This window comes from Methylobacterium sp. D54C (genome assembly GCF_053345595.1).
In genome coordinates this window covers 1-16,743 of the sequence record NZ_JBKFAK010000045.1, presented here as the reverse complement: position 1 = coordinate 16,743, position 16,743 = coordinate 1, and the positions used below count along the sequence as shown (strand labels likewise).

10 protein-coding genes and 3 pseudogenes are annotated in these 16,743 nt (G+C 66.0%); 8 read left to right on the top strand and 5 right to left on the bottom strand.

Annotated elements, in window-relative coordinates; all coding sequences use genetic code 11:
- Positions 1-1,069: 1,069 nt before the first annotated feature.
- A pseudogene (locus ACLBYB_RS31335) lies at positions 1,070-2,754 on the top strand (methyl-accepting chemotaxis protein).
- A 171-nt stretch (positions 2,755-2,925) separates the two neighbouring features.
- Here the strand turns inward: ACLBYB_RS31335 and ACLBYB_RS31330 are convergent.
- Together ACLBYB_RS31330 and ACLBYB_RS31325 are read right to left on the bottom strand one after the other, a co-directional pair.
- Positions 2,926-4,131, bottom strand: coding sequence for a GGDEF domain-containing protein (locus ACLBYB_RS31330; protein ID WP_447701168.1), 1,206 nt, complete (start codon positions 4,129-4,131; stop codon positions 2,926-2,928).
- Positions 4,132-4,279: 148 nt separating this feature from the next.
- Positions 4,280-5,515 (bottom strand): GGDEF domain-containing protein, encoded by a 1,236-nt coding sequence (locus tag ACLBYB_RS31325; protein ID WP_447701167.1) that lies wholly within the window; start codon positions 5,513-5,515, stop codon positions 4,280-4,282.
- A gap of 316 nt (positions 5,516-5,831) precedes the next feature.
- On the opposite strand from ACLBYB_RS31325, the gene ACLBYB_RS31320 reads away from it, so the two are divergent.
- The 4 genes from ACLBYB_RS31320 to ACLBYB_RS31305 all read left to right on the top strand — a co-directional run bounded on the left by ACLBYB_RS31320 (position 5,832) and on the right by ACLBYB_RS31305 (position 9,854).
- Complete coding sequence (locus tag ACLBYB_RS31320; RefSeq protein ID WP_447701166.1) at positions 5,832-5,984, top strand: hypothetical protein; 153 nt, start codon at positions 5,832-5,834, stop codon at positions 5,982-5,984.
- Positions 5,985-6,023: 39 nt separating this feature from the next.
- A complete protein-coding gene (locus ACLBYB_RS31315) occupies positions 6,024-6,221 on the top strand; it encodes a hypothetical protein (RefSeq protein ID WP_447701165.1) in 198 nt (65 codons plus the stop codon).
- Between the two features lie 191 nt (positions 6,222-6,412).
- The gene (locus ACLBYB_RS31310; RefSeq protein ID WP_447701164.1) at positions 6,413-7,873 is read left to right on the top strand and encodes a methyl-accepting chemotaxis protein; all 1,461 of its coding nucleotides are present in this window, start codon (positions 6,413-6,415) and stop codon (positions 7,871-7,873) included.
- 334 nt (positions 7,874-8,207) lie between these two features.
- Positions 8,208-9,854 carry a putative bifunctional diguanylate cyclase/phosphodiesterase gene (locus tag ACLBYB_RS31305; RefSeq protein WP_447701163.1) on the top strand — a complete coding sequence of 549 codons (1,647 nt, stop codon included), beginning with the start codon at positions 8,208-8,210 and terminating at the stop codon, positions 9,852-9,854.
- Positions 9,855-10,141: 287 nt separating this feature from the next.
- Here the strand turns inward: ACLBYB_RS31305 and ACLBYB_RS31300 are convergent, their stop codons facing one another.
- Positions 10,142-10,948, bottom strand: a complete 807-nt coding sequence (locus ACLBYB_RS31300; protein WP_447701162.1) for a hypothetical protein — start codon at positions 10,946-10,948, stop codon at positions 10,142-10,144.
- Between ACLBYB_RS31300 and ACLBYB_RS31295 the strand changes: the two genes are divergently transcribed.
- On the top strand, positions 10,917-12,287 hold the full coding sequence (locus ACLBYB_RS31295; RefSeq protein ID WP_447701161.1) for a methyl-accepting chemotaxis protein: 1,371 nt from the start codon (positions 10,917-10,919) through the stop codon (positions 12,285-12,287). The genes ACLBYB_RS31300 and ACLBYB_RS31295 overlap by 32 nt on opposite strands.
- A gap of 35 nt (positions 12,288-12,322) precedes the next feature.
- Here ACLBYB_RS31295 and ACLBYB_RS31290 read toward each other — a convergent pair whose 3' ends face one another.
- Positions 12,323-13,015 carry a chemotaxis protein CheB gene (locus ACLBYB_RS31290; protein WP_447701169.1) on the bottom strand — a complete coding sequence of 231 codons (693 nt, stop codon included), beginning with the start codon at positions 13,013-13,015 and terminating at the stop codon, positions 12,323-12,325.
- A gap of 93 nt (positions 13,016-13,108) precedes the next feature.
- Between ACLBYB_RS31290 and ACLBYB_RS31285 the strand changes: the two genes are divergently transcribed.
- Positions 13,109-13,606, top strand: coding sequence for a response regulator (locus ACLBYB_RS31285; RefSeq protein WP_447701160.1), 498 nt, complete (start codon positions 13,109-13,111; stop codon positions 13,604-13,606).
- 419 nt (positions 13,607-14,025) lie between these two features.
- Here the strand turns inward: ACLBYB_RS31285 and ACLBYB_RS31280 are convergent.
- A pseudogene (locus ACLBYB_RS31280) lies at positions 14,026-14,478 on the bottom strand (methyl-accepting chemotaxis protein); the annotation flags it as partial.
- 605 nt (positions 14,479-15,083) lie between these two features.
- Between ACLBYB_RS31280 and ACLBYB_RS31275 the strand changes: the two are divergent.
- Positions 15,084-16,743: pseudogene (locus ACLBYB_RS31275) on the top strand (methyl-accepting chemotaxis protein); the annotation flags it as partial.

The following is a 16,743-nucleotide window of genomic DNA, read 5'->3' as shown; positions in this document are numbered from 1 at the left end:
TCGTCAGCATGATCTCTTTGTGGGTCATTCTGCTTCCGTAGTTCAGCGGAAGGAGCGTAAAGGCGCAATCTTGTATTATATTAGATTGACAGAAGCTTGTTTTTGTGAACTGCCCGCGCCGGTTTCGCTGGCGATATCCGTATGTTGGAGGGCATCCGACTTTGGTCGCGGGATCGGTGGCTGCCATCCGGGGCGCGTCCCTACGGGACCGTGCCCTACTCGCTTCGCTCTCCGAACCCCGTGCCGGGTTTCGGTAGAGTAGGCGCGGGTCGCCTCTGGCGGAGGACACCCCTGCGCCCCTCCCCGAACCGTGCAGGCACCTTTCGATGCACACGGCTCTCCTTCCCGCTTCCTGCCCGGCAAAGCTGGCAGGCACCCGAGCCGTCGCGGGACGATGGCGGCCTGCATCGGCAGAGCCTCTCCGTCGATCGGATCGGGCCGCGCAGGCCTGCCGCCCTTCCCCTGGTCGGTCCAGGGTTCGCGCCGATCGCTCTCCGCCGATGCCGGCCTACCGTCCGCCGGTCCCGGCGGCTGTCCCGGCTATTACGCCGGGCGTTCGGGTACTATGGCGGCTCCGTCGCCCTGCAGGTCCCGACCAGCCGGGCCTGATGAGGCGATCCCGCAGTTGCGCGTGCGAGGAATCGCGGTGCGGTCAGGTGCCCTGTTCGTCTCCGTACTCCCCCGATAGGGGCTCCTTTCAAAATGGGTTGATTCACGTTTATTTGAATAGAGGGGGGCAGTTTCGGGCTCGATTATCCACTTTCAGATCACAGGATCGCGACCGCATTGCCTTGAAAAGGCATTTCCCCGCATGGATTGCCGATCCCACCCGCACTCTTTAGGTGATGTGTAGGAAGGTGACGGACACATTTTCGTCAACCCGTTCAAAATTTTCTCCAAATTTTCGAACTCTCAGTTGTGTTGTAGTTCGTCAATAACAATACTACCTTGGGTTATAGGCTGAGATAAACGTTTATTTAACCATCATATGTGGTTTGTGGGTTGTCTTCCGACCTGATCGGCCCGTGCGCGGCGGACCGCTTGGCCTCTCGACGCGCCATCGATCCCCATGCGCATCTCGCTCAAAGTCACGCTCGTCGCCCTCTTCGGTGGGGTCGCCCTGATTACGGCCGGGCAAGGCGGCGTTTCCCTCGTCGAACTCTCCTCGATCCGCAGCGGCATAAACGAGGTCGCCAAGAATTGGCTGCCTTCCGTCGCCACGGTCAACGAAATGAACGTCGCCGGTGGCCAGATACGGCTGCGGCAGTACCGGATCGTCACCACGTCGACGGATCGGACCAGCCTCGCGACCAATCGGCAGCTCTACGACAAGGCCGTCGCCGCCATGGCGGATGCCCGCAGACGCTACGAGCCGATGATCTCCTCGTCCGAGGAACGTGTCCTCTACGACCGGTTCTCCCGACTATGGTCCCGTTACGAGACCGCGAGCCAGCATCTGCTCGGCCTGATGGAAGCGGGTCGCCGCGACGAGGCAATGGAGCAACTCGTCGGGCCGGACCTCCTCAAACTCTACACCGAGGCCAACGAGGTTCTCGTCGAAGCCATCCTCGTCAATCGCAACGGCGCGCAACGGGATGCCGATGCCGCGGTGGCGAGCGCGGATACCGCCTCGTACACCGCCATCGTCGCGGTGGTCCTGGCACTGCTGGCGGCGGTCGGGGCGGCTCTGTTCGGGTTCATGCGCATTTCCCGCCCCATCGTCGGTATCACCGGAACGATGAGTGCGCTCGCGACCGGGGACACGACCGTCTCCATTCCCTATCGTCGGCGTGAGGACGAGATCGGCGCGATGGCGGCCGCCGTGCAGGTGTTCAAGGACAACCTGATCCGGACCCGCCAGCTCGAGGAGGAGACGGTGCTGGCCCGTGCCTCGGCCGAGGAGCAGCGCAAGGCCACCATGCGCCAGTTGGCCGACAGCTTCGAGGCGGCGGTCAGCGGGATTGTCGGCACCGTGACCGCGGCGGCGACCGAGTTGCAGGCGACCGCCCAGAGCATGTCCGGCACCGCGACCGAGACCGCGCGCCAAACCGTCACGGTCGCCAGCGCGGCCGAGGAGGCCTCGGTCAACGTCCAGACCGTCGCTGCGGCGGCGGAGGAACTCGGCGTCTCGGTTCACGAGATCAGCCGGCAGGTATCCGGCTCCTCGACCCTCGCCCAGCAGGCGGAGGGCGCCGCCAACGAGACCACGCGGCTCGTCGGCGAACTCAGCCGGTCGGCCGAACAGATCGGCGCGATGGTCGGGATGATCGCGAACATTGCCGCTCAGACCAACCTTCTGGCGCTCAACGCCACGATCGAGGCGGCTCGAGCCGGCGAGGCGGGTCGCGGCTTCGCGGTGGTGGCCGCCGAGGTCAAGCAACTCGCCGACCAGAGGCGCGGGCGACCGAGGAAATCGGACAGCGCATCGGCCAGATCCAGGGCGTGACCGGGCAGGCCGTTGCCGCGATTGACGGCATCGCCGGACGGATCCGCGAGATCAACGCGGTTGCCGCCGGCATCGCCGCGGCATTGGAGGAGCAGGGTGCCGCGACGCAGGAGATCGTGCGCAATGTGGCGCAAGCCTCGGCAGGGGCGGCCGAGGTGACGAGCAACATCACCGGCGTGGCGCAGGCCTCGGAGGAGACCGGGGCCGCAGCCTCTCAGGTGCTCGCGTCCGCTTCGGAGTTGTCGCGGCAGTCCGAGCATCTCTCGGCCGAAGTCGACCACTTCCTCGCCACCGTTCGTGCCGCGTGAGGCCGGTATGGCTGAGATGGGCGTCCTGCCCCCTTTGGAACTGGGATCGCTGCGACGTCTTCGCCTCGAAGGCATACTCCTTCGGGGCCGACCGAGGGACGATCCGAGCCGGCCGTTCGTATCGGGTCGATAGGGTGCCCTCATACTGAAGCGCAGCGCAGAAGCCGCACCCTACGCGGTCATGCCGGACGCCTTCACGAAGGCACCCGTGGGCGGGCGCGTCGACGAGACCGACGCCGCCGCCGCCAAGCGGACGCCAGCGCGCCCCTGGCCCTTCACCGCGTACAAGGCTTGGTCGGCGAGCTTGAGCAGTTCCGGCAACCGGTCCGCATCCAGCGGCCCTTCGGCGACACCGATGCTCAATGTCGGCCTGACGCCTGCCGTCTCCGTCGCCCGAGCCTCCTCCATGAAGGCCTCGGTGAGGGCGTTCGCCACGCCGACTGCGTCGGATCCGCTCGTTCCGGGCAGGAGCACGACGAACTCGTCACCCCCCCAACGAGACACGAGACCGCCGCGCGGCGCGACCCGGTGCGCCGCGTTCGCGACGGCGCAAAGGAGCGCATCGCCGACGGCGTGGCCGCAGCGATCGTTGAAGTGCTTGAAGTGGTCGACGTCGATGACGAGGACGGCCGCGCGGACCGGATGGTTCGCGGTGTGCCGCAACAGCATTTCCTTCGCCTGACGAAACCCTCGGCGGCTCAAGGCTGCGGTGAGCGGATCCCGATAAGCAATGGCCGCCATGTCGACGTGATTGCGCTCCGCCGCGAGGAGAACCAGGATCGTATCGCGGAGGATGAGCAGGGCGGTCACCGGGACGACGAGCAGCGCTTCGGCGACCGAGCCCTGTCCGAACAGGGAGATCCGGCCAGGGTCGGCCAGGACCAGACCTGCGCGGACGAGCATCATTACCGCGCTGATCCCGAACAGCGCAGCCATGATCCAGCCCGATCGCAGATCCTCGCGCCGCGCCAGGCGGACAGCCTCACAGGCTATGGCGAGATCGAAGGCTGCGGCGAGCCCGGATATCAATGGCAGCCGCAGGCCGAAATCGACCGGCGCGCGCAAGGAGATCGCCAAGGCAATGCCCCCGAGGGCCGCGACGATGCTCCAGCCCGGGAGCGCCCGTCCGCCGAAGGCGCGCACGCCGCCCAGAAGCAGGAGCCACGCCGCAATGGTCCCCACATTGGCGACCATCACGGTGATCGGACAGGTGGGAGCGAGCGCGATGGCGATGGTCGAGGCGCCGTAGAGGGCGTTGCTCGGTCCCCACCAGAGCGGCCAGCGGCCGAAGCGGCCGGTGAGGTAGGCGGCGGTCTGGACCGAGCCGATCATCAGAGCGGTCGTCGCCGACAGGATGTAGTGGGTCTGCAAGTCCATCGGATCTGTCGGCTGCCTCCGTAAGATTGCGACGCCGGAGCTGCTGGCGGCGGCTCCGGTTTGGTTCTGAGCCCACCTCCGGCATCCGCACGATCCTCGGAAGCACCGAGCGCACCGGATCGGCGTCGATCAGATCGTGCCTGGTTTTTCAGGCGATGCCGGGAAGGCTGTCATGGCCCTGCCGGAGATCGCGCGCGTTGTGTCCCAAGACGACGCCGTTCCGGCCGCGCTTCTTGGCGGTGTACAGGTTGTGGTCCGCGGCGGCGATCAGATCGGCGGGAAGCCAGGTGGTCCTGTCCGAACCTCTCGCCACGCCGACGCTGATCGTGACGATGCCGATGCCGTCGAAGCGCGCCGGATGGGCGATCTCGAGCGCCGCGACGGCGTGCACGAGCGTCTTTGCCCATTTTGCCGCCTCGATCTCGCTGGCGCTGCGAATGACGAACGTGAACTCCTCGCCGCCGTAGCGGGCGCAGAAGACATCGTCGTCCCGTGCCACGATCGACGCGAAGACGCCTGCCACGCGCCGCAGACACTCATCGCCCGCCGAGTGCCCGAGCGCATCGTTGTAGAGTTTGAAGTGATCGATATCGATCATCATCACCACCGGCGCATCGGAGAGCGGCAGCCATTCCTCGAGGCGGCTCATCAGATGGCGCCGGTTCGGCAGCCCGGTCAGCGCATCGGTCTGCGACAGATCCTGAAACTCGCGGCGTGCCTGTTCGGCTTCGTCGGCCCGGAGCCTGGCGCCCAACGCGCGGACGTAGTCCAGGCATCGGCGCTGCTCGTGACGGTAGTTGGCGTAGAGGCTGAACGCGCAAGCGGTCGCGATCTGCACGGAAAACGCGAACATGAGAGAGGGAGCCAGCCCCGCTTTGGTCACCACCACCACCAGGGTTGCCGCCAGGGCGGTCACCGTGAAGGCGACCGCATAATGGAAGCGCAGCGTCAGGAGCATGTTGGCGTAGACGACGGCGAGGAACAGCTCACCGAAGGTGAAGAGACCCATTGGTGTGCTCGCCGCCCAGAATAGGAAGACCGGCACGAGATAGACGTTGAGGATACCGAACGTCACCAGGCGCTCGGTCCAGACCGGCGTCGTACGGCCGACCAAACAGAAGAGCCCGAGCGAGACAGGCGTGACCATGCCCAGCCGCAGCAGTGCCGATAACTCAAATATATCCGGCAGCAGCACGATGCTGGTGATATTGTAGATATTATAGAAAATGATACCGGTCAGGATTGCCGACCGCAGTTCGATCGAGCGGTCCGCTGCGTGCTCCGCATCGTAGCGAGCCTGCACCGGCGCGGCCAAGTGAAGCCAACGGTCGACGATCATATCGTTGCCGAGACCGAAGACGCGCTGGATGACGGCTGCCGGCATGCCCATTCCCTGTCGAGGTCCGGAGGGATACCCGGAAACGGTAAAAGCACCCTCTCGGAAGTTCCGAACAATCGAGTCGTTCGGCCGCCATCCGCTTCGACCCCTCGCATCGACGAGGGCGCGTCCGCTGTCGCGGAAGACAGTCGCCGAACGAGCTTGCGGGCTAGCGGCTCGGCCGTTCTTGCGGTCTCTCCGGCCGGTTCGCGGCTCGGCGCGAACTCACGCTGGTTTCGCTACGGCACGCTGCTACTGCGCGGCCACCGTGGCGTTTGGACACACATCGGTTTCCTGATCCACCGAGCAACGCGAACGGCACATGGCCCTTGAGATCGAGCGCAGGTTCCTCGCCAGTCCCGACGTCCTGGCGCTCTGCCAATCCGGCACGCGGATCGTGCAAGGCTACCTCTACACGGACACCCGCAACACGCTGCGCATTCGCTGCGCCGGCCGTCGTGCGTTCCTGACCTGAAAGGGGCGTGAGCGCGGCGCTGTCCGCGAGGAATTCGAGATGGAAGTGCCGCTCGCCTTCGGCCGGGCGCCCCTCGCCTCCATGCCGGCGACGCCGCGTCTCCAGAAGAACCGCTATCGTGTCGAACACGCCGGCGCGATCTGGGATGTCGACGTGTTCGGCGGTGCCCTCGACGGCCTGATCCTGGCCGAGATCGAGATGGCACGGGAGGATCAGCCCGTGGTGCTGCCGCCCTAGATCGCGTGCGAGGTCACGGCCGACGATCGCTACCGCAATTCGCGGCTGGCGTCATGCTTGATGCAGTCTCGGCGGTTCAATTCAACCTACGATCGTTTTCGTCGTCTCGCCTTCCCTAGAACTCGATTCATATTTCATAAATCACTACGGGCTAATTTGCCGCATGTTCATCCAGATCGGCAGGGCAAACGATGCTTGGTCGCCAGCGTTTCAGTGAGGACCGCGCAGTTCTCTCGGCTCTCAGCCGCTCGTTTGCCGTCATTGAGTTCGCCATGGATGGCACGATCCTGACCGCGAACGACAACTTCCTCAGGATCACCGGATACGATCTGGGTGACATCAAGGGGAAGCATCATCGCCTCCTCTTCGGCACATCGATCGATTCGGAGGCCGAGGTTGTGGGTTTCTGGAAGAAGCTGGCGATCGGTGAATGCGCTTCCGGCGAAGTCTCGCGTGTCGGAAAGCACGGTCATCGCGTTTGGCTGGATGTCACGTACAGCGTCGTGGTGGGGCGGGACGGGCAGCCACACAAGATCGTCAAATTTGCCTCGGACATCACGAAAAGGAAAAACGACAGTTTCAAGCAGGCGGCGATGATCGACGAGGTTCCCGTCGGCGTGATGACTGCCGATCCGAACGACGGCTTCAAGATAAATTTCGTCAACAAAACCTCCGTCGCGACCCTGGCGACGATCGAGGAGCACCTGCCTGTCGAGGCCACGGACCTGATCGGGAAGTCCTTCGATATCTTCCACAAGGATCCCGGGCATCAACGCAGGATGCTCGCCGACGCCAGTCGCCTGCCGCATCGCGCCACGATCAAGGTCGGGCCCGAGACGCTCGATCTCAAGGTCTGCGCGATCCACGATGCGGACGGACGCTACGTTGGCCCGATGCTGACCTGGGCCGTGGTGACGTCTCAGGTCGCGATGGTCGCGGAAGTCCGGCGTGTCGTCGAGGCGCTCACTCGGGCGATCGAGGAGATGCAGACCTCGGCGACGGGTCTCACCACCTCGGCCGATCAATCGAGTGGGCTTGCGGCCTCGGCCGCCGCCGGCTCCGAGCAGATGGCCGGTTCCATCCGGGAGATCTCGAGCCAGGTCGGTCGGGTCTCCGACCGGGCGAACCAGATCGCCGACCAGGCCAGTGCGACCGGCGGCACGGTGCGGCTCCTCGCCGAGAACGCCGGCCGGATCGACGCGGTGGTCGGCATGATCAAGTCGATCGCTGATAAGACCAACCTGCTCGCCCTCAACGCGACGATCGAGGCGGCACGCGCGGGCGCCGCCGGTCGCGGCTTTGCGGTCGTGGCCGCCGAGGTGAAGGAACTCGCCGGCCAGACGGCCCGGGCGACCGAGGAGATCACCCGGCAGGTCCAGGCCATTCAGGACACCACGCGGGACGCGGTCTCGGCGATCGGCACGATCACGGCTGCGGTCGACGAACTGTCGACACTGACGCTCGCCATGGCGGGTGCGGTCGAGGAGCAGGCGGCCTCGTCCCAGGAGATGGCAGGCAGCATCCACGGCGTCTCCTCGGCCGCCGGAGCGACCGGCAGGCTCGCGGAGGACGTCCGTCGGATCTCGGAGCAACTCGCGGATTACCCGGCTGGCCTCACCCAGAGCGTCGAGACATTCCTCAAGGCAAGCTGATCGACCTTGCGCGCGGCGCATCCAGCTTTCCCCAGCCGGATCCCGGTGGCTTGTCGGGCTTGCCGGAATCAGGAGCCCTTTCGCCGGGTGACGGAAAATAGTTCATCGGTGAGGCTGCATCCGAGACAACCACCGGTAAATCCGACAGTATGCATATGTTAATACTCTTGTCCTAACATGCATCACCCGGCGACATGCATCGTGGAGTTGCATGGACTGCCGGGCGGATGGTGTGATGCCGCAATCCTCCAGACACTTGTCGAGCATTGGCTTGTGTCCCGACACCTCAGGGCAGACCGATCATCGGCAACGCCTCTTGCGCATGATCGACGACATGCCCGTCGCCGTGATGACGGTCGATCCCGAGACGTTCGTCATCACCTACGCCAACGAAACCTCCAAGTCCCTGATCCGCAGCATCGAGCATCTGCTGCCGCTCAAGGCCGACGCGCTCGTCGGCTCCTCGGTCGACGTGTTCCACCGCCATCCCGGCCACCAGCGCGGCGTCCTGTCCGATCCCAGGAACCTCCCGCACAATGCCCGCATCAATCTCGGGTTGGAGGTTCTCGACCTGAAGGTCTCGGCGATCACGGCCGACGACGGTAGCTATCTCGGCCCGATGCTGACCTGGGCCATCGTCACCAAGGAGGTGGAAGCCGAGCGTCGCATCCGGCAGTTGGCCCACTACGACACCCTGACCGGACTGGCGAACCGCGTCACGTTCCAGGAGGGACTGCGAACCAGCCTCGGCGCGATGGATCGGAACGCGAGCCTCCTGTTCATCGACCTCGACGGCTTCAAGCTGGTCAACGACACGGGCGGCCACCAACTTGGCGACAGGCTGCTGTGCAAGGTCGCCGAGCGCCTGCGCGAGGTGTGTCGCCATCATGATCCCGGCATCGTGATCGGACGCCTGGGCGGGGACGAGTTCGCCGTCCTGGTTCCCGGCACCGACCTGCCCGGGGTCGAGGATCTCGCGGTGAGGACGATCCGTGCCCTGACATCCCCTTACGTGCTGGACCACGGCCGCACGGCGCAGATTGGCGCCTCGATCGGGATCGCCCATGCGCCAGCGCACGGCACGACGAGCGACCTGCTGCTGGCCCGTGCCGACATCGCGCTCTACGCCGCCAAGAACGCCGGCAAGGGCACCTACAGGGTCTTCTGCAGCGACATGGAGCACCGGATCCAGGAGCGGGTCCGTCTAGAGGCCAAGCTCCAGGCTGCCCTTGATACCGGCGAAGGCCTGTTCGTCTTCTACCAGCCGATCGTCGATCCGGCCCTGAACACGGTGACGGCCCGGGAGGCGCTCGTGCGCTGGCATCACCCGGTGCGGGGCTGGATCCCGCCGGCCGAATTCATCCCGGTCGCCGAGCAGAGCGGCCTGATCGACCGGCTCGGTTGCTTCGTGCTCGAGACGGCCTGTCGGGAGGCCGTCACGTGGCCGGACGGCGCTCGCGTGGCCGTCAACGTCTCCGCGGCTCAACTCGGGAAGGGGCGGATCGCGAAAGACATCCTGTCCGCCTTGTTGGTCTCGGGCCTGTCGCCCGACCGCCTGGAGATCGAGGTGACTGAGACGGCGATGCTCGACGACGTGCACAGCGGCGTCGGCGACCTGAGGCGGCTGCGCGACATCGGTGTGCGCGTCGCCCTCGACGATTTCGGCACCGGCTACTCCTCCCTGACGCATCTGACCGCCTTTCCGTTCGACAAGATCAAGATCGACGGCTCGTTCGTGAAGGATGCGGTCAGCCGGCCCGAATGCGCGGCCGTGGTCCGGGCGATCGCCGATCTCGGCAAGCGCCTGGGCGTCGTCACGGTGGCCGAGGGTGTCGAGACGCAGCAGCACCTGAGCCGCGTCCTGCAGGAGGGCTGCAGCGAGGTGCAGGGCTACTTCTTCGGGAGGCCCGTGCCGAGCGAGAGGGACGCGGCGCTCGTGGCCCGCTTGAACCGGGCCAGTCCCTCCATCACCGCCAAGTAGCCTGATGTCTTGACGCGAGGCGAGCCATTCCGGGATTCTCGGTCATCCGGGCCGTGCTGGTTTTGATCAAGTCGAGGTTGGCTGCAAGTAAGCCGGTGAGTCACAGATGTCAGACTCTGCCATTCTAATGGTATTGGGTGCGACGTTTCTACCAATTCATCGCGCGTGTCCGGATTTAACTGATATTCGACGCAAGCTAGAAAGCAAGATTTCTTCAATTCGACATTGTCTACAATTCGTGATGGGTGGCCGTGACAGGTATTTTTGTCGCGCGACTCTATAATTTTTTAGTCAATCATCGTGCATATCCTGTCGACGTGGCCTCTTGCCACAGGCAGATCACCATGATCATCAAGCTTCGCCTCATCGGCATCATCACGCTCCTCGGCCTCACCGTTGTCACCTTCGCCGGTCTCAATGTTCTCACCGCGTGGAACGACCGGGGGAAGGCCGAGTACAGTCAGCAGCTCGCACGGCTGGACGCTGCCCTGACGCGGGGCCTGCAGAGCTTGCGCTACGAGCGCGGCGCGGCCGTCTCGGCCCTGGCCCTCGAGCCCGCGAACCTCGCCGGCAACCTCGCGGATCTCGCCGCGAGACGGAAGGTGGTGAACGACACGATGGCGTCCGCCACTGAGATGTTCGCGACCACCCTTGCGGCTGAAGCGGCCCTCGACCTGCGTCCCGTCACCGAGCGGTTCGAGCGCTGGAACCGCACGCGCGGTGACCTCGACGCTGCCCTTGCCGGAGCCGTCGCCGGCCGCGACCGCGGGCTGGCCCGCAAGGTGAACGATCAGGCGGCCGACCTCCTGAACGCCCTGGAGACGCTCGTCGCCGCAACGGACACACGCCTCCGGCGGATGGAGCCTCGCCTGTCCAATCTGCTTCGCGTTCGGGAACTTGCCTGGGCGGTCCGGACCACGGCGGGGAACGCGGGTTTGGTCGTCAACGCGGTCCTCGCCGAAGACCGGACGATCACCCCCGAGCAACTCGTCGAGTACCGCGCGCTCACACGGGAGACCGCCTTCATCTCGGGGATCGTGCGGACCATCACGGAGAACCTGGATGGTGCGCAGCCGCTCAAGGCGGCGGTCCAAGGCCGCGCAGGTCGGCTACTTCGACGGCGTGCTGGCCGAGCGCACCCGTACCCTGCTGCCGGCTCTCTCGGATCGCTCGCTGCCCCGCCCGGCGCTGGCGGCCAGCCGGGCGCAGTTCAACGTCGGGCTCGACCTTCTCGGAGAGATCGTCCTGACGGCCGTCAGCGAGCTCGATGCCAAGGCGGAAGCCTTGGCCGCAGAAGCCGAACGGTCGTTCCTCTGGCAGGGGCTCCTCTGCTGCATCGCCCTGGCGATCGTCGGCGGCGGGGTGTTCTGGGTGATCCGCGGCGTCGCCAACCCGCTCCTGATCATGACCGGGGTCATGACGCGGCTCGCCGACGGCGACGCGGGCTTCGAGATCCCCTTCCGGACGCGGCGTGACGAGATCGGCGCGATGGCCGGTTCGGTCCAGGTCTTCAAGGACAACCTGGTCCGCACCCGCCAGCTCGAGACCGAGACGGCGCAGGCGCGGCTGGCTGCCGAGGAGCAACGCAAGGCCGGCATGCGGCAGATGGCGGACAGCTTCGAGGCCGCGGTTGGCGGCATCATCGGCCTGGTCTCGTCGTCTGCCACCGAACTCCAGGCCACCGCCCAGCAGATGACCGCCACCGCCCAGGAGACCGCCGCGCAGTCCACCAGCGTGGCGGCGGCCGCCGAGGAGGCGTCGACCAACGTCAACACGGTGGCGGCGGCCGCCGAGGAACTCGGCTCGTCGGTGCTTGAGATCGGCCGGCAGGTCTCCGGCTCGGCCCATCTCGCCCAGGCCGCGGTGGGCGAGGCCGACCAGACGGCCGCCCTGGTGCAGGCGCTGCAGGCCACCTCGGCCCGGATCGGCGACATGGTCGGGATGATCTCAGGGATCGCCGGCCAGACCAACCTGCTGGCCTTGAACGCCACGATCGAGGCGGCCCGCGCGGGGGCTGCGGGCCGCGGCTTTGCGGTGGTGGCCTCCGAGGTGAAGGCGCTGGCCGAGCAGACCGCCAAGGCGACCGAGGAGATCGGCCGGCAGATCGGTCAGATCCAGGCGGTGACCGGCCAGGCGGTCGCGGCGATCGGCGGGATCACGGGGCGGATCCGGGAGATCGACACCGTGGCGACGTCGATCGCGGCGGCGGTCGAGCAGCAGGGTGCAGCCACGCAGGAGATCGTGCGCAACGTGGCGCAGGCCTCGGCCGGCACGAGCGAGGTGACGGGCAACATCGCGGGCGTGGCGCAGGCCTCGGAGGAGACGGGGGCGGCCGCCAGCCAGGTTCTGTCGGCGGCCTCGGAGATGTCGCGGCAATCCGAGCATCTCGGCGCCGAGGTCGGCCGCTTCCTTGCCACCGTGCGCGCCGCCTAGCTTTCCGTTATCGCCCGGAGCAGCATGGCCCCGCCTCACGGAGGCGGGGCTTTTGTCCAGCAGCACAGATCCGGACCGTTCTCAACGCCCCGCATGCACGAGGCCGCCACGCGTTCGGCACGCTGCTCCGCGGTGAGAGGCGCATCGGGATGATCGCGCCTGATCGCAGACCAGGGCATTGCGGGGACATGCGCCTCCACAGGGTCCGGCACGAAGGCCAGACCTCCATGGGCCCTGATGGCCGTCAGTCCCTCGGCACCGTCCCCGTCGCCCCCGCTGAGCACGATTCCCACGACCCGCCGCCGCTTTCGGCCGCGGAGATGAACAGCGGGTCGGCGGCGCGACGCGTGTGATGGACCTCGAGACCGTGATCCAGCTCGATTGCGCCCTGCTCCTCGGATGCGATGGTCGGGCGGTGCGACCACGACGCGGCTCGGCACAATGCTCTCTTCGTGGCGCGCCAATGCGCCGGGGAGCGAAGGTGTGTCCGACCAAGATGTCCGGCAGGTGGCTTGGGTGGGCGCCGATCTGCCGGACCACGAGCACGGATGCGCGACAGGGAACCGGCAATACGGCGAATGATCTGGATCGGAGGGTCGAGGCTGCCGGCCGAGGCCGCGATGACGGCGAGAGGCCCCATTGGTCCCATCCGGCAACGCTGAGGAAAACTCATGCGAGCTATGCCATTGTCGCAAGGGAACGAGGCGTCGCGATGCTTGAGCCGGCATGACCATCGTCCCATAGTGTCGTCAACGACGTTGCAGGCCCGCCAAACGTCGCGCGGTTCATACCCAAGTCGCGGACCCGTGGAGGGATGAAGCATGCTGCCTGCAGAGGGGTGTGCTCGGGCCGATATCGGCATTGCTGCGGACCTGAGAGGTGTGCCCAGAGATAATACGATCACGGGGCAGCCGGGGCTGGGTCAGCCGGTGGTGCTGGTCGTCGAGGACGAGAACATCGTCCGCATGGCTGCAGTCATCTTGCTTCATGACGCTGGCTACGCGACGGTCGAAGCAACTTCGGGACCGGGGGCCATGGTGATGCTGGAGGAGGCGCTCGGTATTCGTATCGTGCTGACTGATATCGACATGCCTCAGGGCTTCGATGGGATCACGCTGGCAGCCTGCGTTCATCGCCGCTGGCCGGGCATCGGCATCGTCATGACCTCGGGCAAAGTCGCGCCGGTGCCAGGTGATGTACCCGAGGGCGCGGTCTTCCTCCGCAAGCCTTATGCGGAGACCGAACTCCTCACCGCGATCCGCAGATCCACCGAGCGGCCGTGCAATGCGGGTGCATGTCAGCCAGACCACGGCCACTGATGGACAGGATGGATATCAGCTTACCGCCGCTCTCATGCCGCCCTCAGCCTCATGGACGTGTCCTTGAGATCTTCAGCCATCGCGCAGACGATGAGGCGCAAGGCTGAACCGACCGAGCACTCCGAGACCGAACCCGGCCCGGAGCGACCGTGCCCCGTCGCGATCACGCCGCCGTCGAGCCCGGCGCCGAAGGTGAGCCAGCGGTGATGACGGCGGTCCGGACGGTGTTCGCCAGTGGACTGGGGCCGGGTTCCACGGCACGCCGACGAGACCCGCCATCAGAAAGGCTGCTATCGCGCGACCGGGTTCTCGGCCAGCAGCGATGCCGGCAAGTGCACAGGCGGGCCCGCCGACCAGGACCGGGATCGTGTGGCAGTCGTCGGCGCGGCCTGGCGTTGCTGCCACAAAACACCGTGCTCTCAGGCGATCCGCAGGATGCTGGAGCCATTGGTGGCGCGCCCGTTTCCCTTGAGGCCTTGCGCCGCGCCCGCGATGTTGCTCGGCACTTCCGTGGTACCGGTGGTTGCCTCGGCCACATTGCGCACGATCTCCTGCGCTGCGGCGCCAGGCTCCTCGACGGCCGCCGCGATCGTCGGCGCAACCGTGTTGATCTCCTCGATGCGCACGGTGATCGCGCCGATCGCGCCGACGCTTGCCCTGTCATAGCCAGGATATGGCTGATCCGATAGGCAATCTGCACCGTCACCCGTGCCGTCTGGTCGGCCAACTCCTTCGCCTCGGCGGCGACCACGGCGAGACCGCGCCCGACCTCTCCCGCACGGGCAGCCCCGATCGTCGCATTGAGCGCCAGCAGGTTGGTCTGGGACTGCGCTGGTCGAGAGCAGCTGCGCCGCATCGCCGACCTTCGTCACTCTTTTCTGATCTGCGGCTTACGTTACGTCGAGGCGAGGATCGGGAATGTTCTTGAGGTGTGCTGCTCAGGTGTCGTCGATTTTTCGCGAACGCGTTGCAAGTTCGTCTAACGAACCAAGGGCTTAGAGAACGATTCCCTCGGAGACGATGACCACGATCGGCGGCGGATCGGCAGCGGAGTCGCAAATTTGGTCAATACGTTGCTGTTGTGCGCTAGATTCATCATGAGATTTGCAACGAGATCGAAGTTCGAAGATGCGCTCGGTCCTGGAGGCAGATATCGCAAAAATTTCTGCAACTCGGCATTATGATTATCGGATCTCATCGCTGCGCAACACCGCAGTCCGCGGACAGATGTGACGAGCAGGTTGTGAAGCCGGACATTCGGGGCCGGCAATGTCACGAGAGCTGCGGTCATAGTCATCCTTGATGATATCAAGGCTGCGATCTCTGGGTTAATCGCGCTGGATACAATAAGTTTTTCAATTTTAATTTCTAGTTGCATGCAGCACATATCGGGTTTATCGCAAAATTAACCATCTCCGTACAACTCAGACATGCTAACATCCGCGCGGACGCGGAGTCGCTCTCTTCCGGGACATCCATGCGCGTTCTTGCCAATCTTCGCATCCTCACGAAGCTCACGGCCGTGTTCGCCGTGATGATCGGTGCCGTCGGACTGACCTCCCTCGTGAGCTGGCACAGCCTCGCGACGATCGAGGAGACGAACCGGTGGCGGGATCACACCTATCAGGTGCTCGAGCAGGTCGAAGCCCTGACGACCACCATGGTCAATCAGGAGACGGGTCTGCGCGGATACCTGCTGGCCGGCGATGCCAAGTTCCTCGAACCCTACAAGGCCGGCGGCGAGGCCTATGCGGCGGCTCTCGCCAGAGCCCGCAGCCTCGTGGCCGACAATCCGGACCAGTTGCGGCGCCTGGGCGAACTCGACCAGCGGGCGCAGGAGTGGCGCACCAGGGTCGCCGAGCCTGAGATCGCGCTGATGCGGGACGAGCAGACGCGGCGACAGGCCCGGCAGATGGAGGCCTCGGGTGCCGGCAAGGCGGCCATGGACGGTCTGCGCGCCACGGCGACCGAGATCGCCCGGATCGAGCGTTCCCTTCTGGAAGCCCGGGCCGTGACCGCTCCCGCCACGCGGTCGTCCTCGGTCTGTTCGCCATGCTCGGCGTCGCCGGCCTCGGCCTCCTCTTGCTGAATGGTGCCATCTCGTCTCCGATCCGCCAGATGACGGTGCGGATGGGTCGCCTGGCGGAGGGGGATACCGGAACGATCGTACCGTTCCAGGATCGGCGCGAGGAAGTCGGCGCGATGGCCAAGGCGGTCCAGGTGTTCAAGGACAACCTGATCCGCACCCGGCAACTGGAGGAGGAGACGGAGCTGGCGCGGGCCTCGGCCGAGGAGCAGCGCAAGGCCGGCATGCGGCAGATGGCCGACGCGTTCGAGGCGGCAGTCGGCGGCATCGTCGGGCAGGTTTCGTCGGCTGCGACCGAGTTGCAGAGGACAGCCCGGCAGATGACGGCCACCGCGACCGAGACCGCGAGCCAGTCGACCACGGTGGCGGCGGCGGCCGAGGAGGCGGCCTCGAACGTGGGCACCGTTGCGGCGGCGGCCGAGGAACTCGGTGCCTCGGTTCAGGAGATCGGGCGCCAGGTGCAGGGATCGGCAGCCATGGCCCAGCGGGCGATGGACGACGCAGGCCGGACGGCGCACCTCGTGCAGGAACTCAGCAGTGTGGTCGCCCGGATCGGCGACGTGGTCGGGCTGATCTCGAACATCGCCTCGCAGACCAACCTCTTGGCGCTCAACGCCACGATCGAGGCGGCGCGCGCCGGCGAGGCGGGCCGGGGCTTTGCCGTGGTGGCGACCGAAGTGAAGGAATTGGCGAGCTAGACGGCGCGGGCGACCGACGAGATCGCCGAGCAGATCAGCCGGGTGCAGGGGGCGACCGGCGACGCGGTGACGGCGATCGACGCCATCACGGGTCAGATCCGCGAGATCAACACGGCGGCGGCGGCGATCGCGGCGGCGGTGGAGGAGCAGGGCGCGGCGACGCAGGAGATCGTGCGCAACGTGGCGCAGGCCTCGACCGGCACGAGCGAGGTGACGGCCAACATCACCGGTGTGGCGCGGGCGTCCGAGGACACCGGGGCGGCCGCCTCGCAGGTACTGGCCTCGAGTTCCGAACTGGCACGCCAGTCCGAGCATCTCACCGCCGAGGTGGGCCGCTTCCTCGCCACCGTGCG

Coding starts and splice junctions, on each gene's coding strand:
- ACLBYB_RS31330 (WP_447701168.1), bottom strand. CDS start 4,131: ATGGACTTGCAGACCCACTACATCCTGTCGGCGACGACCGCTCTGATG.
- ACLBYB_RS31325 (WP_447701167.1), bottom strand. CDS start 5,515: ATGCCGGCAGCCGTCATCCAGCGCGTCTTCGGTCTCGGCAACGATATG.
- ACLBYB_RS31320 (WP_447701166.1), top strand. CDS start 5,832: ATGGCCCTTGAGATCGAGCGCAGGTTCCTCGCCAGTCCCGACGTCCTG.
- ACLBYB_RS31315 (WP_447701165.1), top strand. CDS start 6,024: ATGGAAGTGCCGCTCGCCTTCGGCCGGGCGCCCCTCGCCTCCATGCCG.
- ACLBYB_RS31310 (WP_447701164.1), top strand. CDS start 6,413: ATGCTTGGTCGCCAGCGTTTCAGTGAGGACCGCGCAGTTCTCTCGGCT.
- ACLBYB_RS31305 (WP_447701163.1), top strand. CDS start 8,208: ATGCCCGTCGCCGTGATGACGGTCGATCCCGAGACGTTCGTCATCACC.
- ACLBYB_RS31295 (WP_447701161.1), top strand. CDS start 10,917: ATGGTGCGCAGCCGCTCAAGGCGGCGGTCCAAGGCCGCGCAGGTCGGC.
- ACLBYB_RS31290 (WP_447701169.1), bottom strand. CDS start 13,015: ATGCCGGCTCAAGCATCGCGACGCCTCGTTCCCTTGCGACAATGGCAT.
- ACLBYB_RS31285 (WP_447701160.1), top strand. CDS start 13,109: ATGCTGCCTGCAGAGGGGTGTGCTCGGGCCGATATCGGCATTGCTGCG.